The 24,966-nt window shown below is 32.2% G+C and carries 16 protein-coding genes; 13 read left to right on the top strand and 3 right to left on the bottom strand.

Annotated elements, in window-relative coordinates; genetic code table 11:
- The first annotated feature begins 437 nt into the window (after positions 1–437).
- Positions 438–4,436: an S-layer homology domain-containing protein gene (locus C9J34_RS07275; protein ID WP_107839197.1), complete on the top strand. Its 3,999-nt coding sequence runs from the start codon at positions 438–440 to the stop codon at positions 4,434–4,436.
- Between the two features lie 591 nt (positions 4,437–5,027).
- Here the strand turns inward: C9J34_RS07275 and C9J34_RS07270 are convergent.
- The 3 genes from C9J34_RS07270 to C9J34_RS07260 all read right to left on the bottom strand — a co-directional run bounded on the left by C9J34_RS07270 (position 5,028) and on the right by C9J34_RS07260 (position 9,482).
- A complete protein-coding gene (locus C9J34_RS07270; RefSeq protein WP_107839196.1) occupies positions 5,028–7,886 on the bottom strand; it encodes a hypothetical protein in 2,859 nt (952 codons plus the stop codon).
- Between the two features lie 79 nt (positions 7,887–7,965).
- Positions 7,966–8,586 carry a hypothetical protein gene (locus tag C9J34_RS07265; RefSeq protein WP_107839195.1) on the bottom strand — a complete coding sequence of 207 codons (621 nt, stop codon included), beginning with the start codon at positions 8,584–8,586 and terminating at the stop codon, positions 7,966–7,968.
- Positions 8,583–9,482, bottom strand: coding sequence for a tyrosine-type recombinase/integrase (locus tag C9J34_RS07260; protein WP_193768927.1), 900 nt, complete (start codon positions 9,480–9,482; stop codon positions 8,583–8,585). The genes C9J34_RS07265 and C9J34_RS07260 overlap by 4 nt, the downstream gene beginning before the upstream one ends.
- A 213-nt stretch (positions 9,483–9,695) precedes the next feature.
- Between C9J34_RS07260 and C9J34_RS07255 the strand changes: the two genes are divergently transcribed.
- The 12 genes from C9J34_RS07255 to C9J34_RS07200 all read left to right on the top strand — a co-directional run bounded on the left by C9J34_RS07255 (position 9,696) and on the right by C9J34_RS07200 (position 24,964).
- Positions 9,696–10,193, top strand: coding sequence for a tetratricopeptide repeat protein (locus C9J34_RS07255; RefSeq protein WP_107839193.1), 498 nt, complete (start codon positions 9,696–9,698; stop codon positions 10,191–10,193).
- Between the two features lie 15 nt (positions 10,194–10,208).
- The gene (locus C9J34_RS07250) at positions 10,209–11,756 is read left to right on the top strand and encodes an O-antigen ligase family protein (protein ID WP_107839192.1); all 1,548 of its coding nucleotides are present in this window, start codon (positions 10,209–10,211) and stop codon (positions 11,754–11,756) included.
- A 77-nt stretch (positions 11,757–11,833) separates the two neighbouring features.
- The gene (locus tag C9J34_RS07245; protein WP_107839191.1) at positions 11,834–12,646 is read left to right on the top strand and encodes an ABC transporter permease; all 813 of its coding nucleotides are present in this window, start codon (positions 11,834–11,836) and stop codon (positions 12,644–12,646) included.
- Entirely contained in the window at positions 12,585–13,916 is a 1,332-nt protein-coding gene (locus C9J34_RS07240) for an ABC transporter ATP-binding protein (RefSeq protein ID WP_338016201.1), read from the top strand. The genes C9J34_RS07245 and C9J34_RS07240 overlap by 62 nt, the downstream gene beginning before the upstream one ends.
- Position 13,917: 1 nt before the next feature.
- Complete coding sequence (locus tag C9J34_RS07235; RefSeq protein WP_107839189.1) at positions 13,918–14,820, top strand: class I SAM-dependent methyltransferase; 903 nt, start codon at positions 13,918–13,920, stop codon at positions 14,818–14,820.
- A gap of 19 nt (positions 14,821–14,839) precedes the next feature.
- The gene (locus tag C9J34_RS07230; RefSeq protein WP_107839188.1) at positions 14,840–15,931 is read left to right on the top strand and encodes a hypothetical protein; all 1,092 of its coding nucleotides are present in this window, start codon (positions 14,840–14,842) and stop codon (positions 15,929–15,931) included.
- Positions 15,932–15,946: 15 nt separating this feature from the next.
- Positions 15,947–18,571 (top strand): glycosyltransferase, encoded by a 2,625-nt coding sequence (locus C9J34_RS07225; RefSeq protein WP_107839187.1) that lies wholly within the window; start codon positions 15,947–15,949, stop codon positions 18,569–18,571.
- Positions 18,572–18,586: 15 nt separating this feature from the next.
- Complete coding sequence (locus tag C9J34_RS07220) at positions 18,587–19,804, top strand: glycosyltransferase (RefSeq protein ID WP_107839186.1); 1,218 nt, start codon at positions 18,587–18,589, stop codon at positions 19,802–19,804.
- An 8-nt stretch (positions 19,805–19,812) separates the two neighbouring features.
- Positions 19,813–20,928: a glycosyltransferase gene (locus tag C9J34_RS07215; protein WP_107839185.1), complete on the top strand. Its 1,116-nt coding sequence runs from the start codon at positions 19,813–19,815 to the stop codon at positions 20,926–20,928.
- Positions 20,929–20,969: 41 nt separating this feature from the next.
- Complete coding sequence (locus tag C9J34_RS07210; RefSeq protein ID WP_153062618.1) at positions 20,970–23,168, top strand: hypothetical protein; 2,199 nt, start codon at positions 20,970–20,972, stop codon at positions 23,166–23,168.
- A gap of 262 nt (positions 23,169–23,430) precedes the next feature.
- On the top strand, positions 23,431–24,366 hold the full coding sequence (locus C9J34_RS07205) for a glycosyltransferase family 2 protein (RefSeq protein ID WP_107839183.1): 936 nt from the start codon (positions 23,431–23,433) through the stop codon (positions 24,364–24,366).
- A gap of 25 nt (positions 24,367–24,391) precedes the next feature.
- Positions 24,392–24,964, top strand: a complete 573-nt coding sequence (locus C9J34_RS07200; RefSeq protein WP_238600591.1) for a PglD-related sugar-binding protein — start codon at positions 24,392–24,394, stop codon at positions 24,962–24,964.
- The last annotated feature ends 2 nt before the right edge of the window (positions 24,965–24,966 follow it).

The following is a 24,966-nucleotide window of genomic DNA, read 5'->3' as shown; positions in this document are numbered from 1 at the left end:
AGATGTGTATAAGAGACAGATATTGACCTTGTACGTAAAAAACATCCACACAAATAAAGTTCATAAACACTTCATATCGCATTCATTAATATTTTTGTGTCCATTTCCAAAAATTCCACTTTATAAAATCATAAAAATATCAAAAAATAGAATAGATTCATAGCTGATTATAGCAATCTAAATATATTTAAGAAGAAAATGTTGTTTTCTGTAGTAGTTTTATGTCATAATATAAGGAATTCTAAGTTGCCTTTTAAAGCTAGTTACAACATATATTTTTAGGTGTACAAACGATGTTAAAAAACTTTTGTTTGAAAAAAGGATTGACATTGCAATTGTATACTACTAGAATTTATGTGTAGTTAGTTTATCCACGCTATTTTTTAAAATAGTTGGTAACTAAGAGATTACTTGAAATATGAGGAGGAAATTTTTCAATGGCTAACCAACCAAAGAAATACAAAAAATTCGTAGCAACAGCTGCGACAGCTACATTAGTAGCATCTGCAATCGTACCAGCTGCTTCTGCAGCAAGCTTAAGCGATATCGCTGATAACACGCACAAGGAAGCAATCAACGCATTAGTTGATGCTGGAATTATCTCTGGATACCCAGATGGTACTTTCCAACCTAACAAGCAATTAACTCGTTCTGACGTAGTTAAATTATTAGGTAAATACTTAGTGTCTGAAGGTTACGAAGTACCAACAGATTACAAATCAAACCCACGTTTCGCTGATTTAACTTCAGCTTCAAACGATGAGTTATTACAATACGCTGCAGTAGTAGCTGACAACGGCGTATTCAACGGTTCTAACGGTCGTTTATTAGCTGGTGATGCAATCACTCGTGAAAACATGGCTATCGTACTTGTACGTATGGTAAACACTTTAAATGATGTAAGCCTTGAAGAGTATGTTGCTTCTCAAGATTTCACTCGTGAAGTAAAAGACATCAACGCTGCTAAAGCAGAAGCTCGCACAGCTATCGATGTATTAGACTTCTACGACATCACTACAGTTTCTAACTTCTTACCAAAGAACACAGTAACTCGTGGTCAATTCGCAACATTCTTAAACAACGTAATCAACGCTGACTTCACTGGCGCTTCAGCTACAACTGGTGTTGTAAAAGCAATTAACAACACTACTGTTGAAGTGACTTTTGCTAACACTGTTGGTACAGTAACAGCTTCTGACTTCACAATTGAAGGCTTAGAAGTAAAATCAGCAGCAGCGAAGCAATCAGATGCAAAAACTGTTGTATTAACAACTTCTGCACAAGAAGCTGGTAAAGAATATACTGTATCTTACAAAGGTGATGTAGTAGGTAAATTCGTAGGTAAAGAATTAGTATTACCAACAGCAATCGATATTACTGAAAAATCATTACAAGAAGTAGTAGGTAACCAAGTAACTGTAAAAGCACAAGTAACAGTTGCTGAAGGTCAATCAAAAGAAAACATCCCTGTAACATTTAACATCGTAAACAACTACGGTGATAACAGCACAGGTACATTAAACCAACCAATCGTTGCAGAAGCATTAACAAATGCTGATGGTGTGGCTACTTACACATACACTCGTTATGCACAAACTAGCCAACAAATCGCATCTTCTGACGAAGTGCAAGCATATGCAACTGGTAAAGCATCAGTTCGTTCATTCTCTAAAGTATACTGGGCTTCTATCAAGCCATTAACAGTTACTGAATTAGCAGAAGGTAACTCAGTAAATAATGGTGCGAAAAAGCAATACAAAATTAAAGCTGCATTATACCATGCAGAAGGTTATACACAAGCATTCACTGAAAATGGTCAAGTATATCCAGCAGGTAACTATGTTAATGTTGCATTCAAAGAAAACATTGATGTAACACCAGACAAAGCAGTGAAAACTGTTGATGTAATCGATGGCAATGGTAAAAACTTGGGTTACCCAGGTCAATTCACAACATCTTTAGGTGATCAATCACAAGGTGTGAAAGTTGTAAAAGTTCAACTTGATCGCAATGGTGAAGCAATCATCACATTAACTGGTAGCAATGCAGAAGTAACACCAATCGTGTTCGTGGATAACAAAGAAAACCCACAAAATGCAACTGGTAACCGTGGTCGCTTTAATGCAACTGAATTATTTGCAGAAGCTCCAAAATTAACATTCGGTAAAGTTCAAAACTTACAATTAGAATTAGAATCTTTAGGTACTGAATATGCTGCTGCATATGCTACAGCAGGCACAGCTACATCATACACGTATGAAGATTCAGTTAATAACCGCATTTTAATTCGTGATGCAGCAAACAACATTACTTGGATTACTATTGGTACACAGCTTCCAACTGGTGCAAGCTATGTTAGCCAAACAAATCCATTACGTACTGGTGAAACAGTACCAGCTGGTTTTGTTCTTAAACAAGGTACAGTAGGAAATCCAACTGGTTCATTACATGGTTTATTCAGTGCTACAAAATCAGTACACACTTTCTATAATATTTCTAATGGTCAATCAGCTTCTGCTCAATTAGCTGACACATTGGTAAATACTGGTGGTCGTGATTATAAAGCTGTATTAAAAGATGAAAAAGGTAATCTTGCACCAACTGGTACACAAGTACGTGTATCTGTAGAGATTGGTTCAGGTTTAAGAACAGCTGGTGGTGCTGTATACTTAGTTGATAAAAACTCTAATTCAGTTCACCGTTTAACTGAAAATGCTGCATCAGCATCTACAGTAGTTGTTAACCTTGCAACAGATGCAAAAGGTGAAGTAGCATTTACTTTAATCGGTTCAAAAGATGCTTATGCAACACCAACTGTATTCTCTGAAACTGGTGACCGTGCTGGTTTAGACAAAAATGATTTACAACAAAAAGGTGGCATTGCATACTTCGGTGATGCATTAGTACAATCTGCTATCTTAACTGTTGATGGTAAAGATGCGCAATCTGTAAATGTTGGCGATTTAGCTGCATTCACATACCAAACAGTAGATCAAAACAAAAAACCATATAATACGTATAGCCAAGCTAACTTACGTGTAACATTCCAATTTACAGCTACATTTGCTGGTGCAGAAGTATACCGCGCATCTGATGTAGTTGGTGGTAAATTAGCTGCTGGTGCAACACCATTCGGTTATGTAAATATGGGTAGCGCTCATACTGCTCCATTAACTGTTGATGCTGATGCTAATGGTCGCGCAACTGTATATGTAAAAGCAACTCGTGGTACAACAGTATCAGCATTAGCTGGTGCAAGTAATGTACCTTCATTACCACAAGGTTTAACTGCTTCAGCAGTATTTAACTTAAATAATGTTGAAGGTATCCAACCAGGTGTTCCTTACACTGGTAAAGTTATCGCAACAGATACAGTTAACAACCGTTTATTATTATTAATGAATGATGGTGTAACAATTAAAGATGTTGACTACAGCGGTGCTAGCACACAATACTATGCTGTTAACGGAGCTAACATCTCTGAATCAACATTTGAAAATCAAAATGTTGTAGCTGTTCCAGGTGCAAATCTAATTGGTCAAGAAGTAACTTATACGCTTGCTAAAGATTCTAACCCAACAACAGTTAGAATTGCTAATACTGGTTCAAACATTGTATTCAAATCAGGTGCTGCAATCTATTTAACAAACTTAAATGCAACTTATAATTTCCATAGTCAAACTATCGGTACAGCAGCTTTACCAGTGAAAATTGTTGTTAATAACGACAATGTAACAGTTAAAGACTTAGTATTAAACGGTTCAATTGATGTTGGCGGTGGCGGTACATCTGCAAACTACCAAGGTCAAATCAACGTTCAAAAATTCACTGCTGACAATGTAAATTTAAATGGTCAAGCATATGTTCATACAAATGCACAACAAACACTTAACTTAGTAAATGGTTCAAACTTTGATATTGTACACTTATTCAAAAATGAGCGTATCAACTTTGCAGGTGCAGCTTCTACAATTGGAGAATTAATTGCATACCAAAGTGGTGCTCTTGTGTCAAATAATGCAATTCTAAATTCTGATGGCACAGTTGCTTATGTAGGTGGAGTAACTCCTATTATTAGTAAAGTTACAACTTCTACGGCATCAGTAAATGCACCAGTTTCTCAAATAACTGGTTATGCATTACCAACTTCAACTGTAGAGAATCCAGTGAACAAAGCAGTTGTAACAACTACATCTGGTGACACAGTAGAATTAACATTTGCTGCTAACACAAATGCAACAATTATTAACGCAGCTACAATCAATGGTACTGTTGCATCAACAACTACTACTGATACAGCAAATGTAACAACTGCTACATTCACATTTACACCAGCAACAAACAAAGTAATTACTTTGGTTGTAGATGGTCGTACATTTGAAGCAACATTTAACGGTGTTGCAGGTAGTAACTTAACATTCACTCGTAAATTCTAATAGTAATATAAGGTACGAGGATTTAATCCTCTTCACATCTAGAAAAGCCATGTAGAGAAAAATCTCTACATGGCTTTTTCTCAATCAAAATAACTCTGTAATAATTGCCATTGGTTATGTCAATCAACAAAGGTTATAAACGAAAATAAAGTCTATAAATAATATTATGTATAATTACACTTTATGTGGAAGATTTAATATGCTAGGTATTCTTTCTAGCTTAACTCCCTGCTTAGTTTTGTTAGCTGAGATCCTACCAACAGGGGCTCCAATATCAAACTACATAATTTCTGCACTAATTTATGAGAGCTTGAATCTACTTCATTGTCATATATAAATGATAAGCCGAATATTACAAATAAAGTACATGTATTAAATCGAAATCAATTCAAGCAATATGTTTAAAATAAGAGTTAGATACCCAAAGCTACTCAGATTTTTAATCACTTGTCGAGCATATCGAAATTATATACTACTTTTCTTTCGGCGTATCCTTTAATTTATATTGTAAAAGAAATCCCATGCAAGATTTCTCTTACATGGGATTTCACTAAATACTTAAATTTGGATTTCTTAAAAATAATTTTAATCTTAGTATTTACGAGTAAATGTCACAGTACCTAAACCGCTGTAAGTAGCTGTGTATTCTTTGCTACCAATTTTTAATACTAATGCAGCATTATTAGTTGGTACAAATGTGAATTTTTTACTTGTATCAGAAGCAGTAGCTACATCTAAAGTTGCAACAGTACCAGCAACAGTCAATGTAACACTTTCAGTTACAGCTGGGCTGAATGTGAAAGAAATAGTATCGCCTGTTGTAGTTGTTGTTGTTACTACTGAAGTAAATGGAACTTCAACAACTGGAGTTTGAACTACACCATTTTGTTTAATATTTGTAGTAGCAATACCTGGTACCACCGTATAACCAGCAACTGATGATGTTGCATCAGCTGTAACTTTAATTTCATTAGAAGTTGCAACTACTACTTCTTTAATAGAAGAGCCAACTAAATTAATATGTTCTTTAGTTTCAAGTTTTACAACATCTAAAGATGAATTAGTTACATTAATTGTGTCTCCATCAGTATGTTTAACAATTATATTACCATGGTGAGTAACATTTTCAAATGAAATATCATTTGCTACGTCTACAGTAATATCACCATAAATTATCGCATTCTTGATAATTGTATTGTTACCAGTAACGTTAATTACTGCTGGGTGTGTAGCAGAACCAATTGTTTCGCCACCGAAATCATAACCTTTTTTTGCTTCTGAAGTTGCAGAATCATATTTAGCTAAGTCTTGCTTAATTACGATTGATACTGTTTTGTTCTTAATATCAATTGCAGATGAATTAGGCTCACTAATAGTAGCTGCTAAAGTACCATCGTTATTGTTATAATTAATGAATTTAGAAGTAGTACCTTCTTTTGCATTTGTAAATTGAATTTCATCACGTACCGTTAAAGTTGCTTCAAATGTATCAATGCTATTTGGTGTAGCAACTGTTACTAAATCAGCGCCTGCATATGATAATTCATAAGTTTGACCTGAAGAATTTGTTAATAGAATACGTTTGGATACTTTATCCACAGCAATAACACGACCTGTGATAACTGCGCCTGCTGCAATCCCATCATTAGCTACACTTTGGAATGTTGCTGATGCGTGTAAGTTTGGTAAGTTATGTGCATTAGCAGATACATCAACGCGAGTACCTCTAACTGCCTCAACTTCAATTTGCGCTACACCATTCACAGCTTTTACAGTAAATGATCTTGTAGATGAACCACCATGTTGCACTGTTTCTGTGCGAGTTACACCATTAACGTCTAAATATGTTACTTTTGCACTTGAGAATGTAGCATCTACTTGGAATGTAGCTACGAAATCATGTGAATAGTATGCGAAACCATTTTGGTCAACCGTTTGATATTTAAATACTGCTTTATCTGTTACGTTAGCAGTTTGAACATCTTTATTATCAACAGTTAATTTAGCAGTTTCAACTTTCACATCGCCAAAGTATGCAATTTCGCCAGCTTGTTGTAAATCATTTTTATCTAAACGATTTACAGTATCTCCAGTATCAGAGAATACAGTTGGTGTAGCATAGCTGTCTTTAGCACCTACTAATTTAAATGCAACTTGACCTTTTGCATCCGTATAAAGATCAATAATTTGACCATCTTTTACTTTATATACTTTTTTAGCATTTTCATCTACTAAGTATACAATTGCGTTATCATTATTTGCAGATAATGCAGTGCCGATTGCTAACGATACTTTCACTACAGTATTTGAAGGAGCTAATGCACCGATTTTAACATCAGTTAATACTGCTGTATATGAACGTCCACCTGAATTTTGATTAGCTGCTGCAAATTCACCTGATGTTAATACTTGACCAGTTGCATACGTAGCAATATTACTTGCATGTGGAGCTGTAGTACGGTAAGCAGCTGCATTTTGAGTACCATTTGAAGTAAGATTTAAACCTAAGTTTTGAATTTTACCAAATGATAACTCTGGAGCATATGCTACCAATTCAGTTTCATCAAAACGAGCAATTGTTCCAGCTGCGTTAGATGGGTTTACTTTTTGGTCTACGAATACAAATGGAGTTACAGTTGCATTGCTACCAGTTAAAGTGAAAGTAGCTTCACCTTTTGCATCCAATAAAATTTCAATTGCTTTGTCTGCTGAGTTATTTCCTACAGTTGAAGTAGTATATTGACCTGGATAGCCTAAGTTACGACCATTAGCATCAGTAACAACTACAGTTTTAACAGCCTTATCTGGAGTAACGTTTACATTTTCTTTGAAGCCAACGTTTACTTTATATCCAGTTAAAGTTGAACCGTTATAGATTGCTTCAGCATGTTCTAAAGCAGCTTTTACTTTATAAACTTTTTTCGCACCATTATTAACAGCGTTACCTTCTGTAACTTCTGTAATTGCTAATGGTTGAATAGCTGCCCAATATACTTTACCAAATGAACGTGCAGATGGTTTACCAGTTGCATATGCTTGTACTTCGTCACTAGTTGCTAATTGTTGAGCAGTTGATGCGTAACGAGTGTAAGTATACGTAGCTACACCATTCTCATCTGTAGTTACTTCAGTTACGATTGGTGCGTTTAAAGATCCACCTGGATTAATGTTGTATTGTGTAGTCACAATATTAAATGTTACAGGAATACCTGCTTTAGATTGACCGTCAGCAACAGTAACTTTTGCCTGTACAGTAATTTGCTCACCAAGAATACCCTGTTTAGATTTCTCTACAACATCTACAGCTGTTGGGATAACAGCTGAAACCCCAGTAAATTTACCAATTTCTTTACCGTTTAAAGATACTACGTATTCTTTACCGCCTTCCTGTACAGCAGTTGTTAATACAATTGTTTTGCTGTCAGATTGCTTTTTCGCAACGTTTTTCACGTCAAGACCAGCAATTTCGAATTTGTAATCGTTGATGTTGCCTACTTCTTCGTCTAATGTTACTTCAACAGTAGTGTTGTTAATTGCTTTTAACTAAATTAACAGCAAGATATTCAGTTAAAGCAAGTTCGATAATGGTTTGGGGGGTTAGCTGGTTGTCAGCACATTTTCTTAGTAATGTTTCATACAGTGAAGCTGTGAGCGTTATTGTGATTTCATTTGTGATGAGTGTATTGCTACTGAGAGCAGCAGTTGTTAGGACATTTGTGAGTGTTTGTTGGTTGGCTAATAGAAATTGAATTAAGGTTGATTCATTCAGTGCAAGGTGTTGATTTGTGTTACCAGGTGTAGAGGTATAATAATAGTTTTGTAGTTCAGGATGCCACACGTAGCCTTGTTCTTTCATATAGTGACCCATTGCTTCGACCGTTTGAAAGCCATGTTGCCGTGCTATTTTTTTGAAGTTTGGATTTTTGGTAGCTAAGCTTTGCAAAATGGCTTGTGCTTTAGTAGGGCTTATTTGTTTTTCTTGAAGAAAATAGATTTGATTTTTTCTATCCCAACGAAAGCCGCGTCTACGCATGTGCATATCGATGGATTTCCAATGCTGGTTGAAGCTGTGAGCGATTTCAGTGCGCGTTTTACCTTGTTCAAGCTGTTGTTGAATAAATATTGTTTTCTCATCTTGATAGTCCATCATCGAAAAGCACCTCCTAAACAGTTTAAAGAATTGACAGCTTGCTGAAGCTCTTTGAAGTCTGTATGCATGTAGACAGATGTAGTGCGGACATTGGCATGACCGAGTAGCCTTTGAATAACAGCGATATGGACATTGTTTTTAACAAGGTTGCTAGCAAATGTGTGACGCAAAATATGACAGGTAATTGGCTTTGGATGCTTCATTTCAGTACTTGCATTTTTAAAAATTGAATTGACATATTGTGCTGAAATACTGCCTGTTTTCGGTAGCGCAAATAAGTAAAGAGATGTGCAATTTTTAGGACGAATCTCTGCAATATAATGGTGCAGAAGATTATAAATACTAGCATTTAATGGCACAGTTCTTGATTTACCACCTTTGCCGTGTACTACATTGACAGTATGCAAGTCCCAATTGATATCAGTGAGAAGTAGCTGCGTGCATTCAGTGATGCGCAAACCTGTATTGGCGATAAATTGTGCAATAATTTGTATGGTCGGGTGGTGGACATGCTGCAAAAATTGCTGGAGCATCGCTTTCGTTAAAAAATGACGTTCATTATGTGGAAGCTTTAAGGGAATGATTTCAAGAGCGCAATTAGCAGCAATCATTTTTTTAGCTAATGCCCATTTAAATAAGCTTTTACTACTATGAGTTTTGCGATTAATCGATGCAGGTGAGAGCTGCTGAGAAATGAGGTATTGTTGGAAGGACTCTAAATGTTCAGCTGTCACTTCATCTATGAATATTGGTGCATTTACAAGATGTGTTAAAAAATGATTCAGCTGTCTCAAATCAATGTCATATCCCCGTATCGTTTGTTCACTGTATTTCCTAAAAGATAAATGCTGTAAATATTGTTGAATGGCTTTGTCTAATAAGATACTTTGTTGCAAAGTAGCCACCTCCTTCAATTAATACACATACCCCATTTTTTAAAATCTAACCTTTCTTGTTGAGAAATGTTGGATAATCGTAGCAATCGTTTGTCGAAATAAAGGTCAAAATGTTAGTATACTTCCATAAAACTTCTATCAATGTAAGGAAAATTCATAGCTTTTAGTGTATAATAACACTGTTATTCAAAAATTGATAAAGGATTGTGGACGATGCAACTTAAAGAATCGACAAGAAAATATATATTATTAGGAATGATTTTATTTATCGTTATTGGCTTAGTTTCTGCGAAAGTAATGGCAAAAAAGCAGGATGATGAATTTTTAGCGGATGACGCATTGTATCAATATTCAAGTCAATTGTATAGTCAAGGTAGTTACGAAGAGGCTTCTGAAATGGTTAATGAATTATTAAAAAGGCAGCCCAAATCTGAAGTGGCGAATTATTTAGGTGGCTTAATTGCTGCAAATAAAGCAGATTATACACAAGCAGCAATCCTTCTACAAAAAACATTGGATGTTAATCCATATAAAGTAGAAGACCCAATGTTTATGTTGCAATTTGCAGAAGTGCTATTTTTTGCGGGGCGTCCCGATGATGCTAAAGTGGTATTAGAAAAATGTCGTGAGTGGGGATGGGCACCAGAGTCGTACCCAGACTATCAAGGTCGTGTGACAGAAATATTAACTCAAATCGAGAATATGCAATAAGGAAGGATAACGTACATGGCTTCATTTTACGAAGAGCTCCAAAAGACCAATGTCGTGAGCGATGAAAAAGAAAATGCACAATCACGTGCTAATGTAGATAAATGGATTTTTAGATTGTTGTTGTTAGTGATTGGATTTATGCCATTGATTGTTATGGCAAATGTGGAGGAAGTAATCAGCCCACTTATTTCTAATGTAGACGTACTTTCATCTGGCATCAAAGGTGAGTTGTTTACACATTATAAGGCTTTGTTGTTAGTAGTGATTACGGTAATTGCTAGTGTCTTATTGTTATCAAAAATATTTTTTATGGGTGGAACAATCCGCAAAACTAAATTAAACTATGTGCTAGGTGTATTTGCTGGAGCCATTATTGTTTCGACAATGGCTTCACCAACAATTACTGTTGCTTTAAACGGCCTTTATAATCGTTCAGATGGTGCAATTAGTTGGTTATGTTATGTTGCGTTGTTGTTTATTGCAATGAATATTGAGTATCCAAAGAAGGCTGTTAAATATGTAACGTATGCATTCGCACCATTAGCAGTTATCAACTTTATCATTATTGTACTGAACTTCACAGGTAAAGATCTTTTACAACGTGAATGGGCGGGCAAGTTAGTATCATTATTCCTTCCAAGCGGCGCAAACATTTCAGAAGGCTCACAACTATTGGGAACATTAAACCATGGTAACTATATGAGTGGTATGTTTGCTATTGTAGCAGCTCTATTTCTAGTTAATAGCTTGGTAGATGATAAAATGTTCGATAAAGTTTTTAGCTTCATCATGGCTGCTTTGTCTATCTTGATTGTGCTAATGTCTTTATCAACAAGTGGTTTCTTAACAATTGTAGTTATGCTGCCATTTATTTTATGGGTAGCATTTAAAAATGACAAAAAAGTAGTAGCTTTAGTTCAAGTTATTGCATTCTGTGTAATTGCTGTAGCAGGCGTTCATGTACTAGCAAAAGAAAATGCAAAGGTTTGGGATGAATCAATCGGTTTCTTTATTTCAAACAACCCATATAAAGAAGAAGCAATGTCTTTGAATAGCGAATTATTTAGCTTGAGTAATCGTGTATATGCAGCAGATGCTCAATTTGAACTTCCTTCTCCAGCAGGGACAGGTGTTGGTGCTGGTTCAGGGCGTGTTTACATTTGGTCATATATGATGGACTTAGTAAAAGACCGACCTCTTTTAGGCTATGGTCTAGATACGTTAATGTATGAATTCCCTCACTATAATGAGGATGCAAGAGCCAATCTTGAAACAGAAGCTGTAATAGTGGATAAGCCCCATAATATGTACTTAGGAGTTTTATATGGTACAGGGATTATTGGCTTTGTATTTTTCCTAGCATTAATCACATTTGTAACAGTAAAAAGCTTAAAGGTAGTTTTAAATGGAAAGACTGTGACTACTGTATTAGCAGTAGCTACATTAGCCTTTTTATGCCAAGCCGTGTTTAATGACACATTGCCAGGGATAGCTGCACCGATAATGGTGTTGATGGGGATGTTAATGGTGAATACAAAAGCACCTAACAATAAAATAATTTAAGTGTAGAAAGGGAATTTATTATTCCCTATTCTTGTTTATAGACTTGATAATACGGTAATTTATTAAGGAGTATTCAAATGATAAACTCAGTCATAAGGGAAATAAGATATTTATTTGCTCAAAAATCGTTAATTAATCAATTTACAAGAAGAGAGGTTTCTAATAGGTATAAAGGATCTTATTTAGGGATAGTTTGGTCTTTTATTACGCCCTTAATGATGTTAACAATATATACTTTTGTTTTCAGTGTTATATTTCAGGCGAAGTGGGGAACAACAGGAGAAACAAGTAAAGTAGAGTTTGCTCTAATTTTATTTACAGGATTATTTGTTTTTAATGTGTTTTCTGATGTTATTTCTCGAGCTCCTGGTCTAATAATCTCTAATAGTAACTATGTAAAAAAAGTAGTGTTCCCTTTGGAAATTTTACCTATTGTAACTTTAGGATCAGCGCTTTTTCAGGCGTTTATTAGCTATTTAATACTTTTGTTGGCAACACTATTATTAACAGGGACATTTCATTGGACCGCATTTTTGTTTCCGATAATTATTTTGCCATTACTACTTTTTGTATTAGGTCTTACGTGGTTTTTAGCTTCGCTGGCTGTATATATTAGAGATGTTGGGCAAATTATTGTAGTTGCAATTCCAGCATTAATGTTTATGAGTCCAGTATTTTATCCACGAACTTCGATACCTGAGGAATTTCAATTTTTCTATTCTTTAAATCCAATTACTTATGTGGTTGAGGATATGAGAGGAGCGATTATTTGGGGGGATTTACCTCATTGGGGGCTACTAGGTATTGTGACAGCTATAGGAGCAGTAGTTGCTATCTTGGGATACGTGTGGTTTAAAAAGACAAGGAAGGGTTTTGCAGATGTCCTCTAATACTAGTTCAATTAGCGTGAAAAATTTATCCAAAGTATACCAAATATATGAAAAACCAATAGATAGGTTAAAGCAATCTTTTTCATTTGGGAAGAAGATACACTATCGTGAGTTCAATGCTTTAAGCAAAATCAATTTTGAAGTGAAACAAGGGCAAACGTTTGGTATTATTGGCCAAAATGGCTCAGGAAAGAGTACATTACTTCAAATTTTGGCTAGTACTTTAACGGCTACGGAAGGTGAAGTTAATGTTAATGGGCGAGTAGCAGCATTGTTGGAGTTAGGAAGTGGATTTAATCCAGAATATACAGGCAGAGAAAATGTTTTTTTGAACGGTTCTATACTAGGAATTTCTGAAGAAGAAATGAAAATGAGATTCGAAGAGATTGAAAAATTTGCTGATATTGGTGAATTTATTAATCAACCTGTAAAAACTTATTCAAGTGGTATGTATGTTCGTTTAGCTTTTGCTGTGGCAATTAATGTCGATGCAGATATTTTAATTGTTGATGAAGCATTAGCAGTGGGAGATATGTTTTTTCAAGTTAAATGTTATAAAAAATTTGAGGAATTTAAAAAACAAGGAAAAACCATACTACTAGTAACACACGATTTGAGTAGTGTCATTAAATATTGCGATAATGTTTTAGTATTAAACAATGGTGACTCTTTAGGGGTGTATAATGCAAAAGAAGGCGTAGATTTATTTAAAAAGCTTGTTGTTAATTTGCACAAACAAAAAGTAGTAGAAGAGCAAGTAGAAAATAAAAGTCAACTTCAAGAATGGAAGAGTTTTTATCAAATTAACCCTGATCATTTAGATTACGGAAATGATAAAGCAAATATAGTGGATTTTGGGCTTTTTGATGAATTTGGTGAATTGACTTCAACGATTGAAAAAGAGAGTAATTGCCAATTCAAGATAAGAATACAATTTAATTTGCCGTTAGAATTCCCTATTTTTGCATTTACAATTAAAGATTTGAAAGGTACTGAAATCACGGGAACTAATACTATGGTGGAAAATATCGTAATTGAAGAAACGCAAACAGGGACAATAATTGAAGTTTCATTTAGTCAAAAAATGAGTCTTCGTGCAGGGGATTATCTTCTTTCGTTAGGATGTACTGGTTTTGAAAGTGGTGAATTTGTAGTATATCATCGATTATATGATATTATTTCATTTCAAGTAATATCATCAAAAAATTCTGTAGGATATTTTGACTTGAATTCTAAAGTTGAAGTGTCTACTGTAACTATAGGTGAATAATATGATAGAAAAAATTGGGAATGTGAAACTTGATTTAACTTATTATACTGGTGAGGACCAATATAGTGATGGGGATATAGAGAATGAACTGTTAGAAATTGTGCAAAATCACGATACTTTTGATGATATTATTCAAAATGATACAAGATGGCCAATTCTATATCATTTGTCGAAATATAGGGAGCATATTATTGAGTGGTATCCATTTAATGAAAGCAGCACTATTTTAGAGATAGGTGCGGGCTGTGGAGCAATTACAGGTGCATTAAGCAAGAAAGCAAAAAATGTGACTTGTGTAGAGTTGTCTAAAAGAAGGGCACTAATTAATGCGTATAGACATCGACATCTAGAAAATATCGAAATATGTGTTGGTAATTTTAATGAAATGAAGTTTGAATGTCAATTTGATTATATAACATTAATAGGAGTTTTAGAATATGCTCCGTCATTTTCAAATTCTAATACACCATTTCAGGATTTTTTGAAATATGTAAAAAGTCTTTTAAAGCCTAATGGGAAATTATTTATTGCAATTGAAAATAGATACGGTTTGAAATATTGGGCAGGTGCAAAAGAAGACCATACAGGAAAGTTATTTGATTCAATTGAAGGTTATAGAGGATCAAGGGGAGTACGTACTTTTTCTAAAAATGAAATAGAAAAATTATTATGTGAATCTGGGTTGGACAATATTAAGTTGTATTACCCTATACCAGATTACAAGTTACCGTTCCACATTTTTTCAGATGATGAATTACCTAAGATCGGAGAATTAAGGGAACTTATTCATAATTATGATAATAGCAGAATTCAGTTTTTTGATGAAGGTGTGGTTTCAGATTCTTTAATTTCAAGTGGGAATTTTGAGTTCTTTTCTAATTCGTTTCTTATAGTCTGTGAGTAATGATAAAGGAGCAATACTTTTGGAGATTTTAAAAATTAAGTATAGTATAGATAGAAAAGAAGAATTTCAAATAAAAACAATTATCTATAAAGACAACGGAATTAAAATTGTAAAGAAAGAGGCGTATTCTCAAAAATCAATTAATCATATAAAAATAATTAATACTAATTATAAACTACTACAAAATTCGAAAATGGTTTTGGTTAAACCTGTATTAGAAGAGAATAGTGTAGTTTTTTCGTATATAGATGGAGAGAGCATTGATTCTATACTTATGCAATATGTTATGAATAAAGATATAGATGGATTTAAGGAGATATTGAGTTGGTATAAATCTCTATTATTACAAGAAGAGGTAGTGCCATTTGTAGTAACAGAACAATTTACTAGAATATTTGGAAGCATTCCAAATATAGATGGGGTTCCAGCAGTTAAAACAGCAAATATTGATTTAAATTTTGATAATCTAATTAAACATAATGAACAAGTCACAGTTATAGATTATGAATGGGTTTTTGATTTTCTAGTGCCATTAAATTATATCATATATCGTGCAGTTATCAGTTTTGACATTAAGTATCATTTATATTTGAGTAGTTTAATTGATGTCGACAAAATTTTTGACTACTTAGGAATTTCGTTAAATGAAGTGAAGATATACCGAAAGATGGAAAGTTCCTTTAGACAGTACGTGGGTAAAGACATTTCAATATACAAAGAAAAATACTTAAAGTCTAATGATAGTATAAATGAAATAATAAATATCGAAACAAATAGAGCCACTGAAGAGTTAAATACAAAAATTAATGAAGTATCTTTATGGGGAAAACAATTAGAAAGCAATGTAATTTTTAAAGATGCCCAAATCATTGAATTGAATGAAAAGATCAATACAATTTCAGCATGGGGGACACAGTTAGAACAGGATGTAATTTTTAGAGATGCCCAAATCATTGAATTGAATGAAGAAATAAATAAAGTTTCGATATGGGGCAAATCATTATATGAACAAGTTCTTGAAAGGGATAGAATTATCGAAGAGTTAAACAAAAAAATTGCTGAAGTATCTGAGTATATTCAAAATAATCTAAAAAGAGGGGGAGTAAATTAAAGTGGTGACGCTAGAATGAAAGATAATAAACAAATAGATATTCAAGAATATATAGAATTGCACAGAAGGCTTAATGACTCTTATTACCAAAATTCTTTAGAGTATAATAATAGATTGGAATTGGTGCAGTCTACTAAAGCATGGAAATTAATGTGTTTAGCAAGACGTATCAATGAACAACTTTTAAAAGGTAGTAGCCTTGATAAAAAACAGTTTTTAAAATGGATGAAATTGAAAATGTCTAAACAGCCTATACCTAAAAATTTAGAGTTGGCTCAATTTAGTCCAATTCAATCACAAAATATTGAAGAATATAGAATTCCTGATTATAAAATTACAAATTCCCTAGAAAATGTAGTTGATAAAATAGATAATAGTGAATTGTTTGCTGATTATCCTAAAAAAATTGATTTATTCAGATTTCCTGTAATTGAATGGGATTTTAGATGGCAAAGACCTCAGCAAGTGTCTGTGCAATTTGAAAAACACAATCATCGAGTATTTTATTTTTCTATTGAAACTTTTGGTTTGCAAAAGGCTAACCCATCATTTGAAGAAGTAGTAAAGCATACAGTCATTAAACAATTACAACCTAATATTTACTGGGTGAAGTTATGTTCATTAAATAATTTAAATGCGTATAGAGATAACATTAATCAAGAAAACCTTCAAATTATGAATCAATCTTTAGTGTATTTAAAAGAAAAATTTAACATTGGATCAACATATTCTATTCTTGATTTGCCATTCTGGTCAACAGTAGCATACAGCTTAGATAATAACTTAATAATTTACGATTGTATGGATGACCATGAAGGGTTTTCAACAAATTCAATTGAAATGCTATCAAATGAAGAGGAATTAATATATTCAGCCGATATAGTGTTGGCTTCTTCACAAAGATTATATGAGAAAGTTATAGAGAAAAACCCTAATACGTTATTAATCCGAAATGCAGGTGAATATAGTCACTTCGCAACCCTCCCTTCCCATTTTGCGGAGGAAATAAAAAATTTAAAAGGTCCTATTATAGGATATTATGGAGCTATTTCAGAGTGGTTTGACATAAAATTGATTGAGAAACTAGCAAAGCAAAATCCATCGTGGACATTTGTTTTAGTTGGGAATACGTTTGGATGTGATGTTTCTCATGCAGAAAAAATGTCCAATATTGTGTTAACAGGAGAGGTTCCATATAAAGATTTACCAAGCTATTTATATAAATTTGATGTATGTTTAATCCCATTTTTGATAAATAATTTAACATTAGCTACAAATCCTGTGAAAGTCTATGAATATTTAGCAGCTGGGAAACCTGTAGTCTCAACAAAACTTCCTGAATTAGAATATATGAAAGATTTGGTTTACTTAGCTACCACTGTAGACGATTTTGAAGAGTGTATAGTAAAGAGTTTAAATGAAAGTGATAATAAGCTCAGAGAAAAAAGAAAGCAATATGCCATTGAAAATACATGGGAATCAAGATATTTTGAACTTGCTCAAAATTTAATTAGTGATAAGCCAAAAGTAAGTGTAGTAATTGTTACTTATAATAATTGGACTTATACAAAGCAATGTTTGGAAAGTTTAATTCGTAATAATGAGTATCCAAATGTTGAAATTATAATTATTGACAATGCTTCTACTGATGAAACAAAGGTACAGTTAGCACGTATAAATAACGCTAATATAAAAGTTATGTTTTCACCAATAAACTTAGGATTTGCAGGTGGGAATAAAGTAGGGTGTAATTTAGCGACTGGTGAATATATTATTTTGCTAAATAACGATACTATTGTAACGCCGAAATGGATTGAAAAACTTATTAAACCTTTGAAGGAAAATGAAAATATTGGTATGGCTGGACCAGTATCAAATTCAGTAGGAAATGACCAAATGTTAGATTTTTGTATTAGTGATCCATTATTTGGCCCATCTGAATTGTGGTTAAAGGATTTTAATCAATTGAATAAAGAGAAATTTCGAGACACAAATTTATTAGGATTTTATTGTGTAGCAATAAAGAGAGAAGCCTATGAAAAAGCTGGTGATCTAGATACAAACTATGGTATCGGCATGTTTGAAGATGATGATTATTGTGAAACAATAAGAAGTCTTGGATATAAATTGGTGATTGTGGAGGATGTCTTTATATATCACCATGGTAGTGTGAGCTTTAAGAAATTACAATCTGAGCAATATAAAAAAGTATGGGAACGAAATAAACAATATTTTGAACAAAAATGGAACAAATCATGGGAGATGCCTAAGCCTCCGAATTCTCTATTTTTGAATTTGACAGATTCTACCTCTATCGCTAATAGAATTGTAGAACTAAAAATAAATCCCATTGTTATTGTAGGTGAGTGGACAAATGGGAATGTTGAATTCAAACAATTTATAGAGAACCTAGTAAGTGAAAATCAATTAGTCATCGTTGTGACAGCATTTTACAATGGTGAAGTATACCATGGACTTCGTAAAGTCACAGAGAATCTTTATATAACTAACACTGTCGAGTTAATTTCAAAAGTGAGATTTAAAGAAAAGATTCTATTTAATGAATTTTTTGATATTGAGAAATTGCAAGCAGAAATAAGTACAATAAAATATATAGAAGAAGCGAAAAAACAATCATAAAGGATTGGAGTTTTCATGAAAATTATAAAAAAGTTTTCTAAATTATTTAAAAACAAGCCTGTAGTAATAAGAAGAAAACTAATCCATAAACTGCCTAGGGACCTTAAGGGAGCACTCTTAAGGTTTCCGGCATCCTCGAAAATTAAAGATGAGATTTTACTAACTTTAGATAATCATAAAGGGAAAATTTTTATTTTCCCTTCTCCATCTTGTCCGTGGGGATATATGTTTCAAAGACCTCAACAATTAGCTAGAGCATTGGCTAAAGAAGGTCATATTGTCTTTTATCTGGTAGATACTTCGTTTCCGCATGAACCCGATTGGAATGTGAGGGGTATTTTAGAAGTAGAGCCTAATCTTTATTTATTTAACGATAATGTAGAAGGTAAATATTTAATAGAAGCTCTTATAAATCAGCAATTATATATATGGCAATACTGGCCGCATCAATTAAAAACAATCAATAGTTGGAATTATGTGCACAAAGATATGTATAGAATTTATGATTGTATAGACTTTATCGAAACATTCGATACTTATGATACTATTTTAAGTGACTTTGAAGAATCTATTCAAAGTTCCAATTGTTTATTAGCAACTGCAAAAACGATAGAAAATAGTTTAAATCGTTTTGAAAAAGAAATATTATACGTTCCAAATGCTGTGGCGATAGAGGATTTCCATGAATATAAAAAATTTAATTGGCCTAATTTAGAAGAAATAAAAAATCAAGAGAAAAAAATTATAGGCTATTATGGTGCTATAGCAGAATGGTTTGATTTTGAAACTATTGAATATTTGGCGACTTTAAACCCTCAATGGATAATTGCATTAGTAGGAGAAGTATACCCTACCGTTGAAAATAAAGTTAAAAAGTTAAAGGAGTTCGATAACATAAAAATATTAGAACGTATATCCTACGATCGAATCCCATATTTACTTAACTCATTTGACGTTGCTATTTTGCCTTTTATATTAAATGATATAACATTAAATACCTCCCCAGTTAAAGTGTTTGAATACTTAGCTGGAGGGAAAAATGTAGTTAGTGCTCCTTTACCTGAAGTTTTAGACATAGAAGGTGTCTTTGTTGGGCAAACAAAGGAAGAGTTTGAAGAGCAAATACAAAAGGCTTTGGAGCTAAAAGGGAACGAACAACTTCAAACATTGAAAAAGATTGCAGAAAAGCATACTTGGGAAAAACGTGTAAAGAAAATACTTGAATATATTTGAGAGGAAATATGAGAAAAATTCTAATTTTTGACCGCATGAACTCTTCAACATTTCCAGGTGGAGATACGATTCAAATTAATGCAATAAGAGATTTTTTAATTAAACATAATTATGATGTTAAAGTAAGTAATAATCCTTTGGAAAACTTAAGTGAATATAATTATATTTTTATTTTTAATTTAACTAATCCATTAGAAGCATATGTATGTATGAAGGCATGCGAAAAATATAATAAGCCATATATTCTTTTTCCTGTTTATTGGAATTTAGATTCTTTAAAAATGCCTACCCAATTTAATGTGAAAATGTTAGCTAAAAAAATAATGCCTAGTTTTTTAAAATCATACATTAGAGCGTCTAAATTTAAAGAGAATAATGCAGAGATTATGGTTTTTTTTGGTATTAAAAATACCGAGCTATTTAATATAAAAAAATGTATCAAAAGTCTTTTGAAAAATGCTTATTTTGTATGTCCTAATTCATATGCAGAATGGGACCATTTAAATGATAATTTTAATTTGAACCAATTAAATAAAAATATAAAAGTAATTTATAATGGTATTGATTTTAAAAAATTAGAAAGCATAGAGCAAGATGATTTAATAAAAGGAAAATATAATTTACCTGATAGTTATATATGTTGTGTAGGTGGTATTGGTCCAAGAAAGAATCAATTAAATCTGGTGAAAGCCGCTAATCTAGGGAATATTAATATTGTTTTAGTTGGTAAAGCATCATATGGGTATGACTATTATTTTAAAAAGATAAAGTCTATATCTGGATCGAATATATATTTTTTAGAACATCTTCCTCAAGAAGAAGTTTTTAAAATTATGAAAAGTAGTAAAGGACATATTCAGCCTAGCTTTATTGAGACACCAGGGTTGGCTTCTTTAGAGGCTAAAGCTCTTAGTATACCGATAATAGTATCTAATACTGAACCAGTAAAAGAATATTTCAGTGACACTGCAATATATTGTAATCCGAATGATATTATAAATATACGAAAAAGCCTAGAGCTTATTTATAATAAAGAGAATCAAGATATTAAACAGAATAGCGATATATATGATTGGAACAACGTATTAAAAATGTTAGACGAGATAATAGTTTCTCATGTATAGAGCCTATTATTAAATATTAAAAAAGAGGGAGATAATTATTGTTGAACTTCTCTATTAATAAAAAAGCATATTTTTTTGTTTTCTTCGCTATAATTGCTTTATTAATGCAAATAATTGTTTTTGAAAATATATTAATTGATGTATATAAATGGCACTTGAAACAACCAGAGACTATCGAAGGGTTTATTCAAACAATATTAATTTTATTAAGTTTTTTAGTAATAAGTAGATTTGTTTCAAAAAAATATAGGCTTTTTTTAATTTGTTTGGTTACTATTTTGTATTTAATGAATACTAATCTTCTATTACCTGTACTGGCAGCAGTTTTATATTTTGAAGTAATTATATCAATAGGTATTTTTATTACTAAAAAATATTATCAAAAAAGTTTAAATGATGATAGCCTTATTTATTATTTAAGAGCTTTTTTTGTAGGCTTTATAATTTGGGGAATAATTGTTTTGACTTTTTCAGGTTTAGGGTTAGGTACCATAAATAACGTTAGAGTAATAACTATATTATTATTTTTGTTTAGCCTTTTAAATGGATTTAATAAGCCGTTTTCTTTATTTTTAATTAAACAAATACAGATGTTTTCTCTTAGAGAAAAAGGTATACTCTCTGTATTAACTGTTATGATATTAACGTTGTTTGTAAAGTCCAATCGCGCAATAGATTATGATTCTATTTGGTATGGATTAAGACCAGAGTATGTTTTAGTGGGGGAAAATTCATTTTTTGACAATTTAGGTCTAGTTCAATTTATACACTTTTACCCAAAACTGTTCGAGCTTTTTACTTTACCACTAAGTAACTTAAAGGATTATAGTTTTATTTACTCAATTAATATTACTTTCTTTATCATGACTATGATTATTATCTATAAATTAATAAATTTATTTTTAGAAAATAGATTTGTATCTTTAATTGGGACACTAGTATTATGTAGCATCCCTGCCATTGCTAATATTTCAGCTACAGCAAAACCAGATATTTTTTCTGTTTTCTTTATAGTATTTGGTGTTTACCAATTATTAAATTTTATCTACAAGCAAAATAATGAAAGCTTGATATTTGGATTTTCATCACTAATTATTTCTTTAGGAGGAAAATCAACTAGCTTTTTATATGTTCCTATAATTTTAATAGGTTTTCTATTAATAATGATTTATTTTAGGAAGCAATTATCAATATTCAATACTCTTGTACAAATTAAATCTTATTTATGGATTTTATTGGTTTCTATATTTGTTTTGTTATTTACTTGTTACAGAACATTTAAGTTAACTGGATATCCTGTCTACCCAGCAGGTTTAGGTTTGTGGAATAAAATGGGATTCAAGGCGAAGTATCCTGTTACTTCAGAGCATAGTGTTGATGGATTAGAAGTACATACTGTATTCACAGAAATGTCAATTAGATGGTATAAATTACTATTTGACCCAGCCGATTTTGGTCATATAATAATGCTTTGGGTAGGCAATGTGACTGCATTTATGTTTTTAGTATCGGTAGTCTTTTTGATATTCAAAGAAAGTAGAAAATTAAAGAGAGAAATGGTAGGGTTAATTATATTTATGACCCCGATTACATTAGTAGGAATATTCTTTGGCACTTTTATGAGAAATGGAGGAGATGGAAATTATTTCTTGATCCCTATAATTTTCTCTTTCATTGCTTTGTTTGTTTGGTTGAATGTGACTTCAAACAAACAACAGAGAAGATGGTTAAATATTTGCTTGGCAGTATTTTTACCTTTTCAATTGTCTTTAACATTTGTATCGCATCCTTCATGGAAATGGGGTACTCAAGAATTTTCCTCTAATTTAAATGTTTATACTTTAGAAAATAATGCGACATTAATGGAGGTAAATGGACTAGTTGCTATTGAAGATTATTTACTTAACTCTAAAGAAATTACACGAACAATTGGTTTTGGAGTGGCACAAACATTAAATCACCTACCAACAAGATTCGAGCATATTGAAGGTATTGCATCTGATCATCTGGGTAATTCAAAAATTATTGCTACAGAAAAAGACTTCCTTGGCTATATTTTGTGGGCAAAGATTGATTGTATTATTATCCCTCAAGAAAGGGCAGATGGTTATGAAACTGTAAAAAATGTGATTCAAATACTAGAAAATGATGTTCAGTTAATAAAAATAGAAACACCTCAATATATTTTATACGATTTAAGGGGAGTAGATGTTCAAGGAATGTATGATTTCTTTGATTAAATGTTTTTAACTTGGATTACTAAATATGCTTCAATAAGGAGTAAATGAATACGGCTTTACATCTCATTTATTGGTGAGGTATATTTCCGATGTATTGTACAGTGCTTCAGAAGAAGGTCGAAGGTTTTGAGGAAGCGTTTTTCAATGGAATTAAACAAAGTTAGGACTATTGTAAATTTGAGTATATTTGATTTTATATTAATAAAATGTGGAAAAGAAAACCCAGGACAATATTTATAAGGTTTATTTATGGAGTGATGGAATGGAAATATCTGTGATAGTACCTGTGTATAAATCATCTGTACACTTAAAAAAATTATATATAGAATTAATAAATTCTCTAGAATTTCTAAAAGAACAATTTGAAATTATTTTTGTAGAAGATTGTGGAGGAGATAACTCTTGGGAAGTGTTACAAGAGATAACTTCTCAAGATTCAAGAGTAGCTGCCGTGAAATTAAGTAAAAATTTCGGACAACATGCTGCTACAATTTGTGGTATAGCACAAGCAAAAGGGCAATGGATAGTTACAATTGATGATGATTTAGAACAAAATCCAGAAGATATAGTTCGGCTATATGAAGAAGCATTAAAAGGTTATGATTTGGTATACGGTGTATTTGAAGAACGTTCACATTCAATGTGGAGAAATTTTACGTCACATTGTGCACGAAAACTATTTACAATGGCAATTCCAAGTCTAAATTATGAATATACATCTTTTAGAATTATTAAAAGTAGTATTGCAAAAGAATTACAACAGTTTGATTCACCCTATCCATTTATAGATGGGTATCTATCTTGGATTACAAATAATTATTCTACTTTAAAAGTGGCCCATTCTGAAAGAGAAAGTGGAGTAAGTAACTACACTTTCTCAAAACTTTTAAAACACACGATTAATATCTCGATCTCATTTTCTGAGATTCCTCTGAAACTATCTTCTTGGCTAGGTTTATTTACGTCAATGTTTGGTTTAGTGTGGGTGGTAATTATCTTAATACAAAGAATTATTGGTGCAGTAACTGTAAGTGGTTATGCTTCAACTATGGCAGCAATATTATTTATTGGTGGAATCCAGCTAATGGTTCTTGGAGTTATTGGTGAATATATTTATAGAATTAATTTTAAAACGTCTAAAAAACCATTGTATTTGGTAGGTCAAAAAATCAATTTAGAAAATAGAAAAAATACTTGAAAGGAAGTTAAGTAATTTGGAAAAAGTGATTGTTTATGGGTCAAAAGAATTTGCACATATTGTAAAAAATTTAATTGAGATTTGTGGACATAAATTTATTGGTTTTATAGATGACTTAAATCCGATAGGTGAATCCGTACTTGGTACCTTTGAAGATGTTATAAACAAATATTCATATAAAGAATATAAAATAGTTAATGGTATAGGCTATAATAATCTTAAAGCAAGATGGGAAATTCAACAGAAAATTAGAAATAATTATTATGAATCTATAAATTTGATACATCCTAAAGCAATAGTTGATTCAAAAAGTGTTATAGGTGAAGGCAATATTATCATGGCTGGAGCTATAGTTGAGCTGAATGCTAAAATAAATGATTTGGTTGTAATGTGGCCAGGTTCAATAGTAAATCATGATAGTGAAGTCTCCAATAATTGCTTTTTGTCCCCGTCAAGTACGATTTGTGGATTTGTTAATGTTGGAGAGAATTGTTTTATTGGAGCTGGCGCAGTAATAGTAAATCATTTGAATGTTCCTGCTAATACATTTGTTAAAGCAGGGAGCTTATACTATAAGAAAAAACAGGTGGAAAGTTAATT

This window comes from Metasolibacillus meyeri (genome assembly GCF_003049505.1).
In the GTDB taxonomy this organism is placed as follows: Bacteria; Bacillota; Bacilli; order Bacillales_A; family Planococcaceae; genus Metasolibacillus; species Metasolibacillus meyeri.
The sequence above is the reverse complement of the archived record's forward strand: the minus strand, read 5'-3'. Positions and strand labels throughout refer to the sequence as shown.

Coding starts and splice junctions, on each gene's coding strand:
- C9J34_RS07235 (WP_107839189.1), top strand. CDS start 13,918: ATGATAGAAAAAATTGGGAATGTGAAACTTGATTTAACTTATTATACT.
- C9J34_RS07220 (WP_107839186.1), top strand. CDS start 18,587: ATGAAAATTATAAAAAAGTTTTCTAAATTATTTAAAAACAAGCCTGTA.
- C9J34_RS07255 (WP_107839193.1), top strand. CDS start 9,696: ATGCAACTTAAAGAATCGACAAGAAAATATATATTATTAGGAATGATT.
- C9J34_RS07245 (WP_107839191.1), top strand. CDS start 11,834: ATGATAAACTCAGTCATAAGGGAAATAAGATATTTATTTGCTCAAAAA.
- C9J34_RS07225 (WP_107839187.1), top strand. CDS start 15,947: ATGAAAGATAATAAACAAATAGATATTCAAGAATATATAGAATTGCAC.
- C9J34_RS07265 (WP_107839195.1), bottom strand. CDS start 8,586: ATGATGGACTATCAAGATGAGAAAACAATATTTATTCAACAACAGCTT.
- C9J34_RS07250 (WP_107839192.1), top strand. CDS start 10,209: ATGGCTTCATTTTACGAAGAGCTCCAAAAGACCAATGTCGTGAGCGAT.
- C9J34_RS07215 (WP_107839185.1), top strand. CDS start 19,813: ATGAGAAAAATTCTAATTTTTGACCGCATGAACTCTTCAACATTTCCA.
- C9J34_RS07205 (WP_107839183.1), top strand. CDS start 23,431: ATGGAAATATCTGTGATAGTACCTGTGTATAAATCATCTGTACACTTA.
- C9J34_RS07275 (WP_107839197.1), top strand. CDS start 438: ATGGCTAACCAACCAAAGAAATACAAAAAATTCGTAGCAACAGCTGCG.